Origin of the sequence: Rhizobium subbaraonis (assembly GCF_900220975.1) — a bacterium.
GTDB classification, from domain to species: Bacteria; Pseudomonadota; Alphaproteobacteria; order Rhizobiales; family Rhizobiaceae; genus Mycoplana; species Mycoplana subbaraonis.
In genome coordinates, this window is the sequence record NZ_OBQD01000023.1 from 34,137 (window position 1) to 52,156 (window position 18,020).

Below are 18,020 nucleotides of genomic sequence, written 5' to 3' on the forward strand. Positions count from 1 at the left end.
AGCTTCGGTGGCGGGGCCGATACATAAACTGGGACTTCGAGATGACAATGTCCAGTTTCGTTGCCGAACGCGGCCGCGAAGTGCGCCGGGACGCGCCGTGAAACTGGCCAAACGCGAGTGGCTATCGCGCCGTCGACGCCGCCGCAGCGCGTGGTGCCGGCACCAGGGACGAAGCCTCGGCCTCGGATGCGAATGCAAGCGCAGCCCCCGCCGTCACCAGTGCGAACAGACCGGAAGTGACCCTTTTGCGGACATCGGTCCACGAAGCCTCGGCGTTGCTTTTCAGGGCAACGTTCTGCGCGACGAATTGCCGGAATTCGGGGAACCGCTCATCCCCTTCGAACATGTCCGCAAACAGCCTCGCCTGCGCCTCGACGAAATGGCGACCCAGCAGCCTGTCGGTTTCAATGCCAAACTGGTGAAATCCACCCGGGCGCGGCGAGAACTCGCCGAAAACCAGACCATCCCCAGAGCGGTAGAAATCGATGCGGATGAAGGGAGCGGGGATCTTGCGACTGAAGTTTCCGGCAAACTCCAGCAATTCCCGGTCGATCGGCGATGCGGCAAGAACGGTATCGTCATATTTGCCCGTCCTGACCGGGGCACCCTTGCCGTCATACCAATAGCGGACGTTCTGGCGACCGGTTCGGATGACTTCGAGCACGAGCGGCACTTCGCCATAGAAGCAGTAGAACTTCAGATCGCTCGCAGGCTCCTCATTGGGGCCATAGACGATCTCCTCAGTGTTCCAGCGGTCCTTCTCCTTCTTCTGTGCGACAAAAGCGGCCGCCTCGGTGCGCAGTTCGGCAATGGACGAGATCACGCTCTTGTCGCGAACCGAAAAGATCCTGTCTTCCGAATGGATCAGAAAAACACCGCGTGCGCCGGCCGCGTTGCTGGGCTTCACTGCCAACCCCGGCCGAAGCTCGAGCTTTTCAAGCGGCTGGTTGAACTGGGGCGTTGCCGGACACCGCATGCCGAGGATACGCGCAAATTCCTTCCCCCGCTGCTTGTCCGCCAGAACGTCCTCCGGCGCGTAGCCGATGCGGGCCGATTGCTTTTTCCGGATGAGGGTCTGGGTCCACATGGACGAAGAGAAGGAAGCGACGGCGTCTTGCGTGCGAATGCCGGGAAACTGCAGCAGGCGCTGGCTGATAAACTCCGACGGCACCTTTTCCACAAGCCGCCTCAACCTGTCGTCATCCGCCTTCCAGGCGACCCGGACCATGGTGCCGACAACCTCTCCGAACTGGCGCCGCAGGAACGGTATGGTGTTTTCGAGCGAGGAAACCAACGAATTGTGCGGCCGCTGCTGGCCGGCGGAGGAAAGGAAGAACTCCGTGTAACCATGGCATGCGACATTGGCGATATGAACGTGGGCGAGCTCTCCGATGAGCCCGCCGGAAAGCAAGCTGTCGACAAAGGTTCTGATTCGTTCGGGCTCGCCTTCGACGTGGATCTGCAAGCTCGCTCCGGACGCAAGATCGCGAACCCAGCCGGAAAGTTCCAAGGAACGGGCCAGCGACGCAACGGCACCGCGCGAAGCCGCTCCGTCAAAGCCGCCCTCGCATGTGATGACCCGTGCCACCAGTTTCGCCCGATCAAGACCCTCGCGCATCGAATACCCCCGAAATGCCTTTTACTTGCAATATCAGAAGTTGCAGCTTTAGCCAGAGGGTGAATTTCGGCCGGATGCAATTCAGGAACGGTGGTGAGAGCGCTGCAGATCTCCATCCACGTGCCAGCAGGCAGGGCGTAGCGAGGGGCACGTCCCGAGGTTCACTGGTCACAGGAGAAAACGGCCCTATCGTGAAGAAGAAAACAGGTGTCCCGAAAGCCGCGAAGCGCGGTGGTCGCCCAAGGAGCGTCGTCCGCAAGAAGGCAGCCAAAAGGAGGGGAACGCTGGTACCGGATGGCTACTTGGGAATAGCCTCAACCGCCCTACATACATCCAAGAGCCAAAGGAGGAACCCATGGCCGAGGATCTACCGATGTTCCTGCTGCAGGCGGCAGTTCTCACCCTTTTGGCGGGTGCTTTCTTTATTAGACTGTAGGTCTGCCCGTTGCTGCCGACGTGCTGCGATCGCAAGCTAGGATCGGGCACGCACGCGACGGGTCGCGCTCACAGGACCGATGGTCCTCGGTCGACATTTTTGCAATGTCCTCTATCGGAAGGCTCCCGGCCGAACGCCATTTCCATCCATCCAGCCGGGGGGGGCCTCGCCCGCAAACTCTCCGTCCTCAATGGACGCGCGGTTCTCGCGTAACGTTGTATCGAAGTTCGCATTCCGTCGCATAGCGGCCGAACAGGCGCAGCAGCTTGGCCTCCTCCGGCTTTGCGATCTTGTATTCCTTGCAGAAATCCGCGACCGACAGCACGCGCGTGGCCGAAGCGGCGATCGCCAAACGGTTGATCTGATGCATATTTGTCCTCCCTGACACGAGGACTAATACCAAAGTCTAAATTAGGGGGCTATAAATTCTGACATGCCGCTATTTCCATAGCGCGGCAATTCCGAGCAATTGTCAGCTTCCGCTCGCGGACGGAAATTTGTCGATCAGTTCCAGAAGGTAGCCGATGCGAAATCTGGAGGATGAACACCATCAGGAACGTGATGATGGTGGTTCCGGCATTGACGACGAGTTGCAAGGTCTCCGAAAAGCCGAAGAACGGCCCGGAGATTCCCCAGATCAGCACCAACGCGACCGCACCGACAAATGCGGTCGGATGCCCCGCCCAATCGGCGAACCGGGTGGCGAATTTCGCAAATACACCTGCTTCGGCATGCGCGCTCATGGCTCACCCGATCTCAAGCCCTTCTTTCGCGCCCTTCTTTGGGGTCTTTCTTTAAGGCCTGTCTTTCAGGGATGAACTGCAATGACGCCGTGCGGTTCCGCGCGTCGGCGCCCACAGGGATGGAGGTAGCCCGATTATCGCTTTGGTTGGTTGCCGCCAGCTCTTCGGAGGAGCACACTCCTCCGTCGGGAGGATAATAGGATGTCAGATTTCCCCTGCCCACCCGCCTCTGCAAGGCCGGATGATCTCGCCAGGCTGCAGGAACTGTTCGAGACGTTGTGCCTGAAGGGCCATATTTCGCGCCATTCCGCCGTGGCCGACGAGGTCGCCAGGCGCATCATGCTGCTCTACCGGGCCGGCGTGCGTGACAAGGCGGCGTATCTTGCCATCATCCACACCGAACACAAAGGTGCCGACCATTCGATGGATATCTGCAGACGCGGCAGCGTGCTGCACTGACGAACGAACGACAGCATCCGAAGGTGTTCATCTGACGTGGCCCGGCTTGTCACTTGACGTGATCGGGCTTGCCCTTGTGCTTCCCCGTGGCGAATTCGCGAAGCTCCTTTTCGGTCATGGATTTTTCCATCTCCTTCGAGGCGCCCTTCAACTCGCTCTTTTTCATCTCACCGCGCTTGGCGGCGAGCGCCGCACCGGCAGCCTTCTGCTGCGCCTTTGACTTCGCTGGCATGACAACGTTCCTCATCAAGCGAGAAAAGGGGAAGCCTCGATAGGACCGTTTGTTCCGGGTGGCCTCGCTGACCTCGACTCTTTTGCCTTCCCAAACTGATCAGTTCCATCGTCGCCGCGGCGGCCTGCTCCGGGCCCTGCTGCATCATGTCGTCCCATCGCTTCATGACCGCGTCGGCCATCAACTCCGGATTGCCGTCCGTGAGCTCGGAAATCGCGCCCATGCCGTCGGAATGGTTGGAGACGGCAATCCACTCCAGCGGCCGGCTGAGGCGCACGGGCTGGCCGGTGTTCGACGTGACCTCTTCACCGAGCTTCGCAACAGTCGCGGAATCGATCTCGCCCGCTTCCATCAGCGCTTCCTGGGCCGGAAGCGGGGTGGCGATGAAAATGGTCAGAAGAGAAACGGTATAGGCAAGCTGCTTGGACTTCCCCCCTCCCTGGACTGGGTGTCATGCATGTCGTTTTCGCAAGTCGGTTGAAGTGCATTACGGATGTGCGGGGACGTCCATCAAGGCACAGCCAGGGAGCAACAACACGTACTATGGATACGCAAGGCTCAACGTCTTCCGTCGGCGCGTAAACTGTTCTACCTCTCCTTTCAAGCCACGCAGACGGGAAGCTTTCAGGAGCCCGCAGGGTCGCTTGAATGGCCGGAATGACGGCGCAAAGGAGACACGACTTCCGCCTTTGGCCCAAAGCGGTCGAAAGCGTTGCATGAGATCAGTCGAAAGACAGTTTCGAGGCCGCGGTCCTGATGGCTGGGAGGTCATCCGTCCTTGCCAGAATAGACCGCATCAATAGCGATGCCATTTCGTCAGGATCAACATCGCTGGTCTGACCCCTGTTCCACCGGACGACGCCCATGAGAGCAGCGTCGAACAGGCGTGCGACGATCTCCGGATTTGCGGCTATGAACTCTCCGGAAGCCATGCCCTCGACGATCAATAGACGCGCGTTCGCAATGGCTCGATCGTATTCTGTTTTCCAGAAGACGAATTCCTCTTCGTCCAGAGCGTCGGTGAGGTAAAGGCCCCTCAGTTCATATCGACTTGTCAGTTCGACGAGGATTTCCGCTCGAATTGTCTGGTACATCCTGACTGACGGCGTCGCCGATATCGAACCCAGATGTCCTTGCAAGATCGGAGACCGAAGTCGGTCGTATTCGAGAAGGTGCTGCGCAATCACCGCCTTCGATGCGAAGTGGTGGAACAGCGAGGGCTGGCGGATACCGACTGCGTTGGCGATCTCGCGTGTCGACGTGCCGTGGTACCCCCGTAACGAAAAAAGCCGGCCGGCCTCTTTCAAAATGATGTCGGGTGTAGACCCTTCGACAATTGCCATTGTCTCATCCAGCGGGCTGCCCCGAGTTTCCATCGCATCACATCCTCATGTCTCGATCTCTCCCTATCTATCGATAGGCTAAAAACAAGAGGGGTTCCAATGAACAGCAATACAACCGCCACGGCTGGCGATGGACTAGCCGAACGCAAGGGTACGCTGCGAAAAGGGGCTATCGAGGCGCGACACCTGGTGTTTTTCGTGGTCGCGGCCGCTGCCCCGCTGACAGTGCTGGCAGGGTTTGCGCCGCTTGCATTCCTCGTGGGCGGCGACATTGCACCAGCGGGATATCTTCTGGCGGGCGTGGTCTACGGGCTCTTCGCCGTCGGCTTCACTGCCATGAGCCGATATGTCCGAAACGCTGGCGCATTCTATGCATACATCACTCAAGGTCTCGGCAGATCGGCGGGGGCGGGTTCGGCGCTCGTGGCCTATGTAGCTTACACATTGGGAGAGATCGGCTTCTGTGCGGCGGCCGGGCTTTTCGCGTCCACCACGCTCCGATCGCTGGCCGGCGTTGCCGTGCCCTGGAGTGTCTGCGCCTTGCTGCTGGGCGTCGTGGTTTGTGTCGTTGCCTATCGCAGGGTTGAGGCAGGCGCTCGACTGCTCGCCATTCTGTTGCTGGCCGAAATCGGTATCCTTTTGGTTCTTGCTTTCGCCATCCTTTGGGCGGGCGTCCCCGAGGGCTACTCGGCGGCGGCCTTTTCGCCGGCCAACTGGTCTTGGTCGCTCCTCGGCCCGCTCTTCGTGATGACCTTCGTGGTCTATATCGGCTTTGAACAGACCGCGGTCTACAGCGAGGAAGTCGCCGATCCCTCGAAGACAGTTCCGCGGGCGACATATGTCGCCGTCGCGGTCCTCACATTCCTCTACACGTTCATGTCCTGGATTTTTCTGATGGCGATTGGGCCCTCCAACCTCACCGCTGCGCTCGGAGCCGATCCGTCCATGCTGGTCTTCGGGATCAACACGACGTTTGCCGGCGCGTTCATGACAGATGTCATGCAGGTGCTGATCGTCACCAGTTTCGTTGCAGGTGTTCTGGCACTGCACAATGCCGGTTCGCGCTATCTGTTTTCTCTTGGACGCGAAGGCCTTTTGCCAGCAAAACTCGCCACTACTGGTGCCGAAACCGCCAGCCCGACCACGGCCGTGATCGTCCAGTCGGCAATACTGCTCGTTTCGCTCCTCGCCTTCGGTCTGTCCGGTCTCGATCCCTATACCCAGATCGTGGTGTGGACCAACACCCCAACGTTGGTGGGCGTTCTGTTCCTACAGATTCTGACATCGATCGCGGTGATTCTCTATTTCGCCCGTAATTCGAACCATGAAAGCCCCTGGCACCGACTGGTGGCCCCCGGTCTCGCCGCTATCGCCCTGATCGTCGTCCTCTGGCTGGTTTGCACCAAGATGGACCTGCTGACGGCGCTGGGCAATGTTGGAAACCTGTTGATCAACCTCCCGCTGATCCTTGCCTTCGTGTTGGGCGTGTTCAGGGCGTCCCAGCTCCGACGCAACAATCCGAATGCCTGGATCGCGCTCGGCCAGGGCCAGGCATAAGGACCAAAGAGTATGAACGATAGAATTCTTCCCGGACCGTCGACCGAGACCCTGCGCGCACGCTATGCGTGGTCCGTTCCCAACTTTGCCATCGAACGGCCAAGCGGCGATCCTGCCCAACCCGAGCTGTGGTGCTATGCCGACCGCTTCAGCTACGATCCCGGCGATGTCGTGAATGTCCATGTCCACACGACGGCGGTACAGTATGACGTTCGCGTGCTGCGCGACGGTGCCAATCCGACGGCCGTGTGGGAGGCGAAAGGCCTTCCCGGACAAACACAGGAGACGCCCGATAACGCATATGAGGCTGGATGCGGCTGGCGGGTTTCTTTTTCAATCCCGATCGACGACAACTGGCGTTCGGGATTCTACCTGGTCATCCTATCCATGGAATTCGAAGGCCGTATCTACGAACGCGAGGGCTTCTTCGTTCTTCGGCGGGCGGCATCCTCGCACCCGAAACCTTACGTTCTTGTTCTGACGACGAGCACTATGATTGCGTATAACGATTGGGGCGGTGCGAACCACTACCGGGGCCTGGGAGATGACCCCTATACCGATATCGCCGCCCCACGTCTTTCGACGCAGAGACCTGTCGCGCGCGGCATGCTGCGGCAGCCGCCAGGCACGCCAAGGGCCTCCAATCCGACCACGCCAGGTCCCGGATATGTGCCACGACATCCAGCCTATGAATGGGCGCATGTTCATGGATATTCACGGCATGCTTCGGATGCGTTCTGGTCGAGCTACGAACGTCCCTTCGTCGTTTGGGCCGAGGAACAAGGCTACGACCTCGACTTTCTCACCCAGCAGGACCTTCATGAATCCCCTGACTGTCTCTCGGGCTACTCGTGCGCGATATTTGTGGGGCATGACGAATATTGGACATCTGAGATGCGGGACCGTGTGGATTCCTTCGTCGATCACGGCGGCCACGTAGCACGCTTTGCTGGGAATTTCCTTTGGCAGGTGCGGCTTGAAGACAACGGTACCCGACAGATTTGCTACAAGGACCCGACACTCGATCCAATCTTTGCGGCCGAACCGACCAGGACGACGACCGCCTGGGATGCGCCATTCCTGGAACGGCCGGGAGCGGCAACCATGGGCCTTACCGGGCTTGCGGGGTGTTACAACCGCTATGGAGCGACAACGCCTCGATCGTCAGGCGGGTTCACTGTCTTCCGGCCAAGCCATTGGGCCTTCGAGGATACCGATCTCTATTACGGCGACGTCTTCGGCAATGCGCCCATCTGCGTCGCGGCCTTCGAGTTGGATGGTGTGGACTACACCTTCCGCAAGGGGCTCCCTTACGCGACCGGGAGTGATGGTGCTCCAGCGAACCTCGAGATCATTGCCATGGCTCCGGCTGTTATCGGCGAGATCGACAAATGGAATGGAGCCGTTCCGATCGGAGCGCCGGCCGACGAGGTCAAAGGCATTATCGAAATGCTGTTCGGCGATCAGATACCCGACCGCTTTACCGGCGAGTTCTACGGCTCGGGAATGATTGCAACGTTCGAGCGGGGCGCAGGCTCGGTCTTCAATGCCGGCACGACAGATTGGGTCAACGGCCTGATTCACGCGGATCCGTTCACTGAAAAAATCACCCACAACGTTCTGAACCGGTTTGGGTCCAGGAAATGAAGGAGGTCCATATGAGAATTCCTGACGTAACTGACATCGTCGACATCCGTGTCGGTCAGGGAAAGCCCGTCAGCCCCGAATGGGGTGGCGACAATGCAAGCCCGACTTGGCGGGAAACGGAATGGCGGGCATTCGGAGACAGCGAGCAGGAACCCTACGGCGGGGCATGGGAGGGTCAGCCAGGCACATTGAAACTGGATGACTACCCTTATGATGAGGTGTGCGTGATGCTGACGGGGGAAGTCGCGCTCGTGGATGCAAAGGGCGGCCGCCGCACCTTCAGGGCGGGACAGGCATTCTTCGTGCCCAAGGGGTTCAGCGGCGCATGGGAGACCATAGAGCCATCGACCAAGGTGTTCATAGCGCTTCCTCGGTAGCAAATATTAGTCGACGACCGTCATTGGCGCTGAGCGGCAGACGCCTCTCGGCCCATAGCGGTCGTGTCCTAACTCCCGGCTGATGGCTTGCATCAGGGTGGAGTTCAACTCGGAAGATATTCTCCGCTCCAGCTTTCGCTAAGCGTCCGGCTAGCGATGAGCTCATCGACCGCTGCGTCGCTTAGGCCTAGCGCCTTCATGACTTCCCGTGTCGAGGCACCGTATTTCTGCGCCGACGTCCGCGCGTATATTTTGCTGTGGGCTGGTCTGACTGCGTACGGATCGAGATGCGTCACCGTATGGCCGCTCGGATGGTCCGCGTAGACCGAGAAGGAATAGCTACCGCGCTCCGTGCCCGATGTGCCGTCGGCAGGCCGAGCAGTCGCTGCACGGATCGCCTCGATGTTCTCGCAGATCGCTGCTCCTACGTCCGCCTTTTGAAACCGCTCCATCCAGACATCAGCCGGAGCGCCGGCGATGATCGCGCTCAGGACCTCGACGCGTTCGGTCTCGGCGAGTTCGGCCAGTCCCTCCATGCCTTCGACGTCCTTGAAACGCGGCAGGTCCCTCTCAGACGCGGCGATGACGATCCAACGATCCTCAGCGCGGTAGAGGCGATGAAGCGCGTGGTATCCGCGAGCGGCAGGACCCGAGGGCTCATTGAAAGGAGCACGGCCCTGGTAGTCGAAGCAGAACGGTATCTGGGCCAGCCCGCTCAAGGCGGAGAGCGATGTCCTCGCACGACCGACCTTTCCAGTCATCTGCTTCTGGTAGAGCGCTGCGGCCACCCCAAGCGCGGCACCGAAACCGCACATCACGTCGATCGTGCCGACATGGGCGTGTTCCTCGGGGGTCTTCATGCCCCCCCCGAAACGGAGCATGATCCCCGTCGCTGCCTGTACCAGATCGTCATAGCCAAGGTAGTTCGTCCTTGGTCCCTTGCGAATGCCGCCAAAGCAATCCATCTGGCAGAAGATGGCATCGGGATTGAGCTTCCTGAGGCCTTCGGCATCGAGGCCTTTCGACTTCACCTGGCGGTCGGTGGCGTTCCAGACCACGACGTCGACCGAACGGACGAGTTCCTCGAACAGCTTGCGCCCGTCCGGTGAGCCAATGTCGAGCAGCACCGACTTCTTTCCCCGCATATGGGTCATGCCGAAGATGACGGTGTTCCAGCAGTCGAACAGCGGCGTCGCCGGATCGATCTTGATGACCTCGGCACCGAAACGCGAGAGATACGAGACCGAATGCGGTCCGGCGATGACGTTGCAAAGGTCGAGAACCCTCACTCCATCAAGCCAACCCGATTTCTTTTCGCCTGTCGCAACGCTTGTTGGAAGGGAGGAGGAGACCGCGCGCAAGGTCGAAACGGCTTCTTCGAATTCAACGTTCCGCCGGGGCGTCGGCGTCAGCATGGCCTCGCCGCTCTCCTCGAGCCAGGCCATCGGGCCCGGCTGGATCATGCGGCCGTAGACTGGGTCGTCGACTTCGATCATCAGGCCCGCCATCTCGGCATGGTCGTCGCTGATCCATTCCTGCAGCCAGCGATGCGGCGCGCCGGGAAACTGACCCCTGCCGAAGATGCGTTCCCATTCCTTTGCCGTCCGGGTGAGGAAGACGGCCCTCATCCGCTCGGAAATCTTGTCGGCCCAGAACTTGGGCAGGGGATAAACCCCGAGCGAGACATCCGATGACCACTTCGAAGCCGGGAGATAGGTGTCTGGTTCTTCATGAAGCCCTTCGGCGACGAGTTCGTCGTATATGCCGAGCGTCTGGAGGCAGCGCTTGGCATGGAATTTATGGCTCGGGCAGACGACATAGAAGCTGCGGCCGTCCTTGCACGGATAGCTTCGATAGAAGGGGTCGAGGAATGTCTGGAGGGCGTCATATGTGACGTCCATCGGCAGCCCTTCGCTGCGCCGTCTTTCGATCTCCCGCTCGCGCTGCGTCTGATAGCGCAGCGGATAGTCCTCGATCTTGATCGAATTGTAGCAAAGCCCTTCCATGACGGCGCTGGCGAGCGGGACTTCGATCTGGTCGCCTCGCCCCGTCCGTGCCCGCGCTTGAAGGGCGAGAGCCGCCGCTGACGCGGCCAGCATCGTGCCATAGGCGGAAGCCAGCGGCAGCGGTGAGAAGGAAGGGTTCACACCCATCAGCACCCGGTTCAGCCCCATGTCGGTGAAGACGCCGGAGGATGCCGCGATGACGGATTCGAATGCTCTCCATTCGCGGCGAAGTTCATCATTGGAGGCGAAGCCCGGGATTGACACGGTGATGAGCTCAGGACGCGCCTGTTGCAGGGCGGCGAAGTCTATGCCGAGGCGCTTCATGACGCCGGGGCGGAAGTTCTCGATGACGATGTCGGCCTCCGCGATGAGCGCAAGGGCTCTTGCCCGACCGTCTTCCGACTTCAGATCGAGTTGCACCAGCAACTTGTTTCGGTTCAGTATGGCGTTGGCCGGACTGTCCCAAAGGGAACCTGTTGGCGGATCGATATGAACAACGGTCGCGCCGAGATCGCCGAGGATCATGGCGACGGCCGGACCCGCGATATATTGCCCGAAATCCACGACCTTGACCCCGTAAAAGGGAAGAGCCTCGCGTTTCATCCTCTGCCTCGTTCGAAATCGTGATGATGTGATCAGGCACGGCGCGCGGCGCGGGCGTCTTCGACGATGAAGCGTGCCGCTTTCTCCGCGATCATAAGGGTGGGTGAATTGGTGTTTCCGCTTACGATCGTCGGCATAACGCTCGCGTCCACGACCCTCAGGCCGTCGACGCCGAAGACCCGGAGCCGACTGTCCACCACCGCGGTGTTGTCAGAGGCGACCCCCATCTTGGCAGTACCGGCCGGATGAAAGATAGTGCTTGCGATGTCCCCGGCGAGCTTGAGAAGCTCCGCGTCCTTCTCGAACTGAGGCCCCGGCTTCCACTCCTGCGGCCGATATCTGGCCAAAGCAGGCTGGGAGGCGATCTGTCGCACCTGGCGAAGGCTTGCCACGGCGACGCTGCGGTCCTCGTCCGTGCTGAGATAGTTGGGCGTGATCGCCGGAGCGTCTTCCATCCGGCTCGAGCGCACCCGCACTGACCCTCGGCTCGTCGGATTGAGATTGCAGACACTGGCAGTCAGGGCCGGGAAATTGTGCAGCGGTTCGCCGAAGGCGTCCAGGCTCAGTGGCTGGACATGATATTGGAGGTTGGCGTGCGGTCGGGATGGATCGGATTTGGTGAACGCGCCGAGCTGTGAAGGCGACATGCTCATGGGGCCAGTCCGCTTCAGGGCGTATTCCAGCCCGATCATCGCCTTACCGACGAGGCTGTTTGCCATGGTGTTCAGCGTTCGGGCACCATCGACCTTGTAGACGGTTCTGATCTGAAGGTGGTCCTGGAGGTTCTCGCCCACTCCCGCCATGTCACGCAGCACATGGATACCGTGTTCCTGGAGAAGGGCCGCCGGACCCAGACCCGAAAACTGCATGATCTTGGGGGTGTTGATCGCGCCAGCGGAAAGGATCACCTCGGAGCGGGCCTTGAACTTCGTCGCGCGACCATCGCGGACGATCTTCACCCCGCGGCAGACGGGGCGACCCGACGCAGCTCTTTCGAAAATCAGCCCGTAGACATGAGCTTCGGTCACGATCTGCAGGTTCTTGCGGCCTCGCGCTGGCCTGAGGAATGCCTTTGAAGCGTTCCAGCGCCAACCGGAACGTTGGTTCACCTCGAAGTAGCCGACACCCTCGTTGTCGCCGCTGTTGAAGTCATCGCTACGCGGAACACCCGCCTGAACGGCGGCCTCCGCAAAGGCCTCCAGGATGTCCCACTTCAGGCGCTGCTTTTCGATCCTCCACTCGCCGCCATGGCCATGCATGTCGGAGAAGCGGCTGTTGCCTCCTGTGGCGGGATCGGCACCGAAGTCCATCCGGTAGTGATCCTCGTGCGCCTTGAAGTCGGGCACGACGTTGTCCCACGACCAAGCGTCGTCACCCGTCGCCATGGCCCAGGTGTCGTAGTCACGGGCCTGTCCAAGCATGTAGATCATGCCATTTATCGATGAGCATCCACCGAGGGTCTTGCCGCGCGGATAGCGGAGGGACCTGCCATTGAGCCCCGGGTCGGCTTCAGTGTTATAGAGCCAGTCGGTCCTTGGATTGCCGATGCAGTAGAGGTACCCGACGGGTATGTGAATCCAGGGGTAATTGTCCTTCCTGCCTGCTTCGAGAAGTAGGACGCGCTTTGAAGGATCACGGCTGATGCGATTGGCCAGCAGGCAGCCCGCCGTTCCCGCGCCGATGATGATGTAATCGAATGAGTCCTCGATCATTATAGGCAAATCCGGATTTCCACCGCGGAAGAAGCGGCCTCCTCATGGGCAATATCTGCCATAAAACACCTCCCCGCGGCATGTCGGAAAATATCATGTCGCCATTACTTTTTTCGATGGTAAAGTCGGACTTGAGTGTCTTCGCCTTCTTGGAGCTTTCATGCGTGGTCTGCCGCCTCTCAAAGCCCTCCGTGCATTCGAGGCGTGTATCCGGTTGGGAACGTTCACCGCCGCGGCGCGCGAATTGAATGTTGGCCAACCCGCGATCAGCCACCAGATTCAAACGCTCGAGAATGACCTCGGCTTGACGCTGTTCGAGAGGAATGGCGGGGTTACCAAACCAACCGCCGAGGCGCTTGCGTATCATGCCAGGATCGCGTCCGCCCTGACCGACATTGCGATGGCTACACGATCGTTGCGCGAACGAGCCAAAGGCCCCAGCCTGACGCTCGGCACCTATCCTGGTCTGGCGATGTTCTGGCTGATGCCCAAGCTCGCGAACCTGCGAAGCAGCGATAGCGAGCTGTCCGTCAGGGTCGTGACCGCCGAGCGTGACGAGCACATCTCCTTGGACAGCGTCGATTGCGCGATCCTCTTTGGTGATGGCCGCTGGAACGGCATGGAAGCCAGAATGCTGATCCCCGAAGTTGTCGTGCCTGTCGCGGCTCCGTCGGTCGCCACCAAGCTCGCCTTCCTCTCGCGAGAAGACATCTTCGCACAGGGGCCCCTGATCCATCTCGATGACCCGGAAAGGCGATGGTTCAACTGGGATGATTGGAAGTTGCGCCGCGCTCCAAAAGCGAGCCGTGGCGCGAATGGCATCGAAGTGTCCAATCACGGCATCGCCATCCACGAGGCACTGATGGGCCACGGGGTGGCCCTTGGGTGGCGGGGGGTCATCGATGACTTGGTGTCGAATGGGCTACTTGTTGAATTGGACCAAGAGCCTTTGATATCAGAGCGCGGCTACTATCTCGTCGCACCTGAAGACTTCATCAATTCGCGTCTCGCGGCCGAACTTCTGACGGCTATTTCTGCGAGAGTTTCGCCAACTTCGGCACAATAGCAGTGGTAGCCTTCACCGCCTTCGAAATTCGTTCCAATTTGGTATAGGGCCGCAGTGGAGACCGACCGCTAATGCGTCGTTGACGTCTCCTATTGGCGCTTCAGAGACTTGGAAAAACGGCTCATCTTGGCCCAAACCGGTCATTCGCAGTCGGCAAAATGGTAGCGAAAATCCTGACTTTTGCTACAGGGGCGGCAGGCGTCGATTGACGGACGTCCCTTTGATGACCGCTGTGCTAGTGACCGCGTGCTCGGAGAGGGCTTCGAGAACATCGTCCATCTGCTCGATCGTGTGCACCACGAGGCGAGCAAGGAAAGGATCGTCGCCGGTGATCTTGTCGCATTCGACGAACTCCGGCCGCTCCTGAATAAGCCGCTCGACAAGGTGGAGCTTGCCGGGTAGCGGCCGGATTCTCACCATCGCCCTGATCTGGTAGCCGATGGCGCGCGTGTCCACATCGACGGTGAAGCCCCGGATGATGCCAGCGGCCTCAAGCCGGCGCACGCGCTCTGACACGCTCGGCGCGGACATGCCGACAAGGCGGGCAAGCTCGCTCATCGATAGGCGACCATCGGCATCGAGTGCGGCAAGAATCCGGGCGTCCGTCGCGTCCAGCGTTGATTTTGCAGTTTGTAAGTTATGTGGTGATTTTGCCTTCGACATAGCGGTCAAACTAAGCGATTTGCTCTTACCCTTCCATATAAATCGAGACGAGCGGCATTGCATGATGGCTCCAACAGGAGAACATCATGCTGCTTGGAATTGTCGCCGGCCTCACCACTTGCGCCCTCTGGGGGCTGACTTTCATCGCACCGCGCGCCATCGCGCCGTTCACGGCATGGGATTTGACCATAGCCCGCTATGGCATCTTCGGCCTGGCCTGCCTGCTGTTGATGGCCGACCGACGTTTCCGGCCAATCGGGATTATCCCCTCACGGGTTCTACTCGGACTGATCTTGGGAGGTGTGGGATATGTCGGATACTTCATCAGTACGGCCTTTGCCGTCCAGCTCGCCGGCGCGGCCGTTCCGCCTGTCATCATCGGGACCATGCCGGTGTTCCTGGCGATCATCGCCAATATTCGGGACCGATCCGCACCATGGAAGGCGCTCGCGCTTCCCCTGGCGCTGGTCGCGATCGGCGTGGCGATCGTAAACGCCGCGACGGTCGGCACGGCCGACGCTGCGGCTACGCCATCGATCTTCCTCGGTGTTCTGGCCAGTTCGGCGGCGCTGGTGATCTGGATCGCCTACGGTATGGCAAACGCGGCTGTCATGCGGTCGGCCGACGCGCCGGACGGTCTGCAATGGACAGGGCTGCAAGGCATTGGCGCGGCGATCGGGAGCCTACTCTTGTTACCGCTTGCCTCGTTCGACATCGCGGACACTGCATCCGCCTTAGAAACCGCCCGCTTCGCCGCATGGGCGCTGGTGATGGGGCTGGCCGGCTCGTGGTTTGCAACCTGGTGCTGGGTCATCGCTTCCCGTCGCCTGCCGCTGGCGCTCGCCGCCCAGCTTATCGTTGCCGAAGCCGTCTTCGGCCTCGCCTATGGATTCATGTTCGAGGGCCGGTTTCCTTCTCCCGCCGAGGCTATTGGAGCGGCTATGCAGTTCGTCGGCGTCTGTTCCGCCATCGCAGTTTTCAGCAAACCGCGTGCGCCGTCCAGTTTGTCGCAAATGTCAGTCGCACAAATCTGACTTTTGCGCCTGATATTGGAGTGCGCCCCTGAGAGTGGACAGATAAGCTTGATGAATTGACCGGGCTTGCCGGGCTTCCGAAAGTGGAACCCATGGCAAAACACCGCATTCACAGTATGGAATTCAAACGGCAGGTCACGCTAACCGTAACGAACTTTCAATCCACAGATAAATGGGCGAAGCTCACCGTCGATCAAATCAGATCGGAGGCGAGTAAATGCGATCTGAGCCCTTCAAACTGGACCGATTTTGGCTAGAGTTTTCCGAGAAGTCCCTGACGGGCCGGATGGCAGACTGGACGAAGAGCGCCGGCATGCCGAAGAGCTGCACGATGCACGGCCTGCGCAAGTCGCTCGGCAAGATGCTGGCCGAGACCGGCTCGACCACGCGGCAGCTCATGGAGACGCTCGGACATGATAATATCGAGCACGCCGAACTCTACAGCCGCGAGGCTGAGCAGCAACGACTCGCCCGTGACGCCATGACCCGCCTCACCCGCAGCCTGCAACTCAAAAAGCCACGTGGTGCTGTTTGACACTGATCTCCGGAATTCGTGGGAATATCCGAGAATATGCGGGAACAGCCGGTAAACCCTTAGAAATCAGACGATTGCAGCGAAGGGAGCGTGGCACGCCAGATCGCGACTTTGACACCAGGAGCGGCCGAACGCGGCAAAATCGCCGCTCGTCGAGGCGGAGACTGGCAACCGGCCAGCGCGGGCATGAAAATCCCTTAAAGGCCCTTCAACGCGTCTTCAAAGCATTGATTTTTATAGAACTCGCCGGCATCAAGGATTTTGTCCACGGGGCAGCTTGAACGCCGAAATCCGGCAGATTTTCCAATTTAGAAAAGCCCAACCTGAACTTTTCCATGTGAAAAGCGACATTGCATAGGAAAATCAGTCCCTTACCCTCGTTCGGAGGCTGAAGAGAAAAGTTCACGGCTTCCATTAACCGCAATCTCGCAGGAGCCGATTTATCGGTTTGCTCGCTTGCGGCCGCCCTCCATAAAAGTGCTGGGCTTGAACACCCTGACTTCACATAGGCGCGCCGCCGTAGCGGCGGCCGAACACATGCGCAGCTTGGCGGCTGGCGCATTCGCCGTGGCCTTTCGGCCGGGGGCGATGTGCCATGTCCAGGCTCCGGCTAAAAGCGCATCGGCGTGTCTGTGAAGCGCGTGATAAACCCCCGGCTCCGGCGCCGACTGCCGGTATCGCAGTGAGGCCAGGGCGACGCGTCCAAATCTCCAGAGTTCCCGCGTTTACCACGAGGTTAAGAGCATTCTTGAATGCTTTTGGCCCAGACCTTAGCCTTAACAGATACTTAATGGGCATTTGAGGGCATTTCAGAGTTGATCGCATAACCAGCATACGCCAGTCATTCGGAAGCTCACGCTTCCCTTTCCATCTCGTCGATGCATTTCACCCGGTTCGCATAACCGGGAACGCTCGGCTCTGCGCCAGATTCGCGAACGTTCAGACATGGTTTTACAATCATGAGGCCTCGCGTTTCCCAGTACCAGGCGCGGCATTAGCGATCCGTTCCTTGAAGCGCTGGCGCAGCACCGGTATCAAAGCCGTCACCACCGCCTTGTCGCGAATGTCCGCGACCATCCCCAGCAGCTGATTGTAGAGTTCGCCCGCCTCGGCGGTCACAGCGCGAGGCGGCGGCGTCTGCTTGCACTCGACGAAGACGGCCTGGACCGCGTCGTGGAGCTGCTGGAGCAGGACGATATCGACGCCGGTGCTCGGCGCCGGTCCCTTAGACGGATCGCCGAGCATGTTGCCATGCCCGGTGATGACCCAATTGCCGTTCACTCCGTGGCTCTCGGAAAGCCAGTGGAGCAGCGAAATCGGTATTTCACGAGCACCTTGCTCATACTTTGCGATGGTCGGCTCCGCCAACCCGACTTCATTGGCGAAGGCCAGTCGGTCGTAGCCGGCGTGTTTTCGCGCGGCAGCGAGGCGCTTGCCGGCAGCCTTCCAAAGTTCCCTGTCTGTCGCCATTCAATGAACCCATTTTGGGTGTTGTCATGACACCCATTTTGGGTTACTCCTTTCTGTGTTCGCAGACTACATCACCCCAAAAAAGGAGGCCGGCCAGGGCCTCCCCATCTGGATCAAGGATTTATTTATGCATCGTGCCTCCACGAGCGACAAGACCAGCCGCGCCGAACGCCGCCGTCTTGAAGAGGTTGCCCGCATCCGCGGCCGCCTTACCCTTGCGAAGCTCACCCTTACAGGTATCGACAAGGCCTACAATCTTCCGGCAGGGACGGCAGGCAATGCCGTCCACGAGCCCCATCTTGCGGGCGAGCGCGCCATCGCCGCGGCACTTAAGACCCGCCCCGAGTATCTCTGGCGCACGCGCTATCACGCCGATGGCCGCCGCATCACGCCCCAGCCGGCAGAGAACTATCGCCATACGCGCCGTCGTTCTTTGGATGCTGCGCAGGAGGCCGCGTGATGGACCGCGCGGACCTCGACGAACGAGAAGCAAGCGCCCGCCAGAAGCGCGCGCGGCGA

The 18,020-nt window shown here is 60.0% G+C and carries 16 protein-coding genes and 2 pseudogenes; 8 read left to right on the forward strand and 10 right to left on the reverse strand.

Annotation, left to right across the window (positions count from 1 at the left end; genetic code table 11):
- Positions 1-121: 121 nt before the first annotated feature.
- The 3 genes and pseudogenes from CRO48_RS26065 to CRO48_RS26075 all read right to left on the reverse strand — a co-directional run.
- The gene (locus tag CRO48_RS26065) at positions 122-1,618 is read right to left on the reverse strand and encodes an ATP-grasp fold amidoligase family protein (RefSeq protein WP_097142693.1); all 1,497 of its coding nucleotides are present in this window, start codon (positions 1,616-1,618) and stop codon (positions 122-124) included.
- A 623-nt stretch (positions 1,619-2,241) separates the two neighbouring features.
- Positions 2,242-2,424, reverse strand: coding sequence for a hypothetical protein (locus CRO48_RS26070; protein WP_097142694.1), 183 nt, complete (start codon positions 2,422-2,424; stop codon positions 2,242-2,244).
- 157 nt (positions 2,425-2,581) lie between these two features.
- Positions 2,582-2,797 (reverse strand): annotated as a pseudogene (locus tag CRO48_RS26075) (low affinity iron permease family protein); the annotation flags it as partial.
- Between the two features lie 201 nt (positions 2,798-2,998).
- Between CRO48_RS26075 and CRO48_RS26080 the strand changes: the two are divergent.
- Positions 2,999-3,256 carry a hypothetical protein gene (locus CRO48_RS26080; RefSeq protein WP_097142696.1) on the forward strand — a complete coding sequence of 86 codons (258 nt, stop codon included), beginning with the start codon at positions 2,999-3,001 and terminating at the stop codon, positions 3,254-3,256.
- Between the two features lie 49 nt (positions 3,257-3,305).
- Here the strand turns inward: CRO48_RS26080 and CRO48_RS26085 are convergent, their stop codons facing one another.
- From CRO48_RS26085 to CRO48_RS26095, 3 genes are all read right to left on the reverse strand, one after another.
- Entirely contained in the window at positions 3,306-3,488 is a 183-nt protein-coding gene (locus CRO48_RS26085) for a DUF3008 family protein (RefSeq protein ID WP_097142697.1), read from the reverse strand.
- Entirely contained in the window at positions 3,424-3,840 is a 417-nt protein-coding gene (locus CRO48_RS26090; RefSeq protein ID WP_097142698.1) for a DUF3604 domain-containing protein, read from the reverse strand. Before CRO48_RS26090 ends, CRO48_RS26085 begins: the two co-directional genes overlap by 65 nt.
- Positions 3,841-4,210: 370 nt before the next feature.
- Positions 4,211-4,831 carry a TetR/AcrR family transcriptional regulator gene (locus CRO48_RS26095; protein ID WP_176526906.1) on the reverse strand — a complete coding sequence of 207 codons (621 nt, stop codon included), beginning with the start codon at positions 4,829-4,831 and terminating at the stop codon, positions 4,211-4,213.
- A 99-nt stretch (positions 4,832-4,930) separates the two neighbouring features.
- Here CRO48_RS26095 and CRO48_RS26100 point away from each other — a divergent pair, with 99 nt between their 5' ends.
- The 3 genes from CRO48_RS26100 to CRO48_RS26110 are packed head-to-tail and all read left to right on the forward strand — an operon-like array spanning position 4,931 to position 8,412.
- Entirely contained in the window at positions 4,931-6,388 is a 1,458-nt protein-coding gene (locus CRO48_RS26100; RefSeq protein ID WP_097142700.1) for an APC family permease, read from the forward strand.
- Between the two features lie 12 nt (positions 6,389-6,400).
- Positions 6,401-8,035 carry a N,N-dimethylformamidase beta subunit family domain-containing protein gene (locus CRO48_RS26105; RefSeq protein WP_097142701.1) on the forward strand — a complete coding sequence of 545 codons (1,635 nt, stop codon included), beginning with the start codon at positions 6,401-6,403 and terminating at the stop codon, positions 8,033-8,035.
- Positions 8,036-8,046: 11 nt separating this feature from the next.
- A complete protein-coding gene (locus CRO48_RS26110) occupies positions 8,047-8,412 on the forward strand; it encodes a cupin domain-containing protein (protein ID WP_097142702.1) in 366 nt (121 codons plus the stop codon).
- Positions 8,413-8,516: 104 nt separating this feature from the next.
- Here CRO48_RS26110 and CRO48_RS26115 read toward each other — a convergent pair whose 3' ends face one another.
- Both CRO48_RS26115 and CRO48_RS26120 read right to left on the reverse strand, forming a co-directional pair.
- Entirely contained in the window at positions 8,517-11,021 is a 2,505-nt protein-coding gene (locus CRO48_RS26115) for a CoA transferase (RefSeq protein WP_097142703.1), read from the reverse strand.
- A gap of 32 nt (positions 11,022-11,053) precedes the next feature.
- On the reverse strand, positions 11,054-12,733 hold the full coding sequence (locus CRO48_RS26120; protein WP_097142704.1) for a GMC family oxidoreductase: 1,680 nt from the start codon (positions 12,731-12,733) through the stop codon (positions 11,054-11,056).
- Between the two features lie 160 nt (positions 12,734-12,893).
- Between CRO48_RS26120 and CRO48_RS26125 the strand changes: the two genes are divergently transcribed.
- Positions 12,894-13,799, forward strand: a complete 906-nt coding sequence (locus CRO48_RS26125; protein WP_097142705.1) for a LysR family transcriptional regulator — start codon at positions 12,894-12,896, stop codon at positions 13,797-13,799.
- A gap of 183 nt (positions 13,800-13,982) precedes the next feature.
- On the opposite strand, the gene CRO48_RS26130 is transcribed toward CRO48_RS26125, so the two are convergent.
- Positions 13,983-14,462, reverse strand: coding sequence for an Lrp/AsnC family transcriptional regulator (locus tag CRO48_RS26130; RefSeq protein ID WP_097142706.1), 480 nt, complete (start codon positions 14,460-14,462; stop codon positions 13,983-13,985).
- 86 nt (positions 14,463-14,548) lie between these two features.
- Here CRO48_RS26130 and CRO48_RS26135 point away from each other — a divergent pair, with 86 nt between their 5' ends.
- Positions 14,549-15,496, forward strand: a complete 948-nt coding sequence (locus CRO48_RS26135; protein WP_097142707.1) for a DMT family transporter — start codon at positions 14,549-14,551, stop codon at positions 15,494-15,496.
- Positions 15,497-15,755: 259 nt separating this feature from the next.
- Positions 15,756-16,031, forward strand: a pseudogene (locus tag CRO48_RS26140) (tyrosine-type recombinase/integrase); the annotation flags it as partial.
- 957 nt (positions 16,032-16,988) lie between these two features.
- Here CRO48_RS26140 and CRO48_RS26150 read toward each other — a convergent pair.
- Entirely contained in the window at positions 16,989-17,501 is a 513-nt protein-coding gene (locus tag CRO48_RS26150) for a helix-turn-helix domain-containing protein (protein WP_097142710.1), read from the reverse strand.
- A 127-nt stretch (positions 17,502-17,628) separates the two neighbouring features.
- Between CRO48_RS26150 and CRO48_RS26155 the strand changes: the two genes are divergently transcribed.
- Entirely contained in the window at positions 17,629-17,961 is a 333-nt protein-coding gene (locus CRO48_RS26155; protein ID WP_097142753.1) for a helix-turn-helix domain-containing protein, read from the forward strand.
- Positions 17,962-18,020 lie beyond the last annotated feature (59 nt).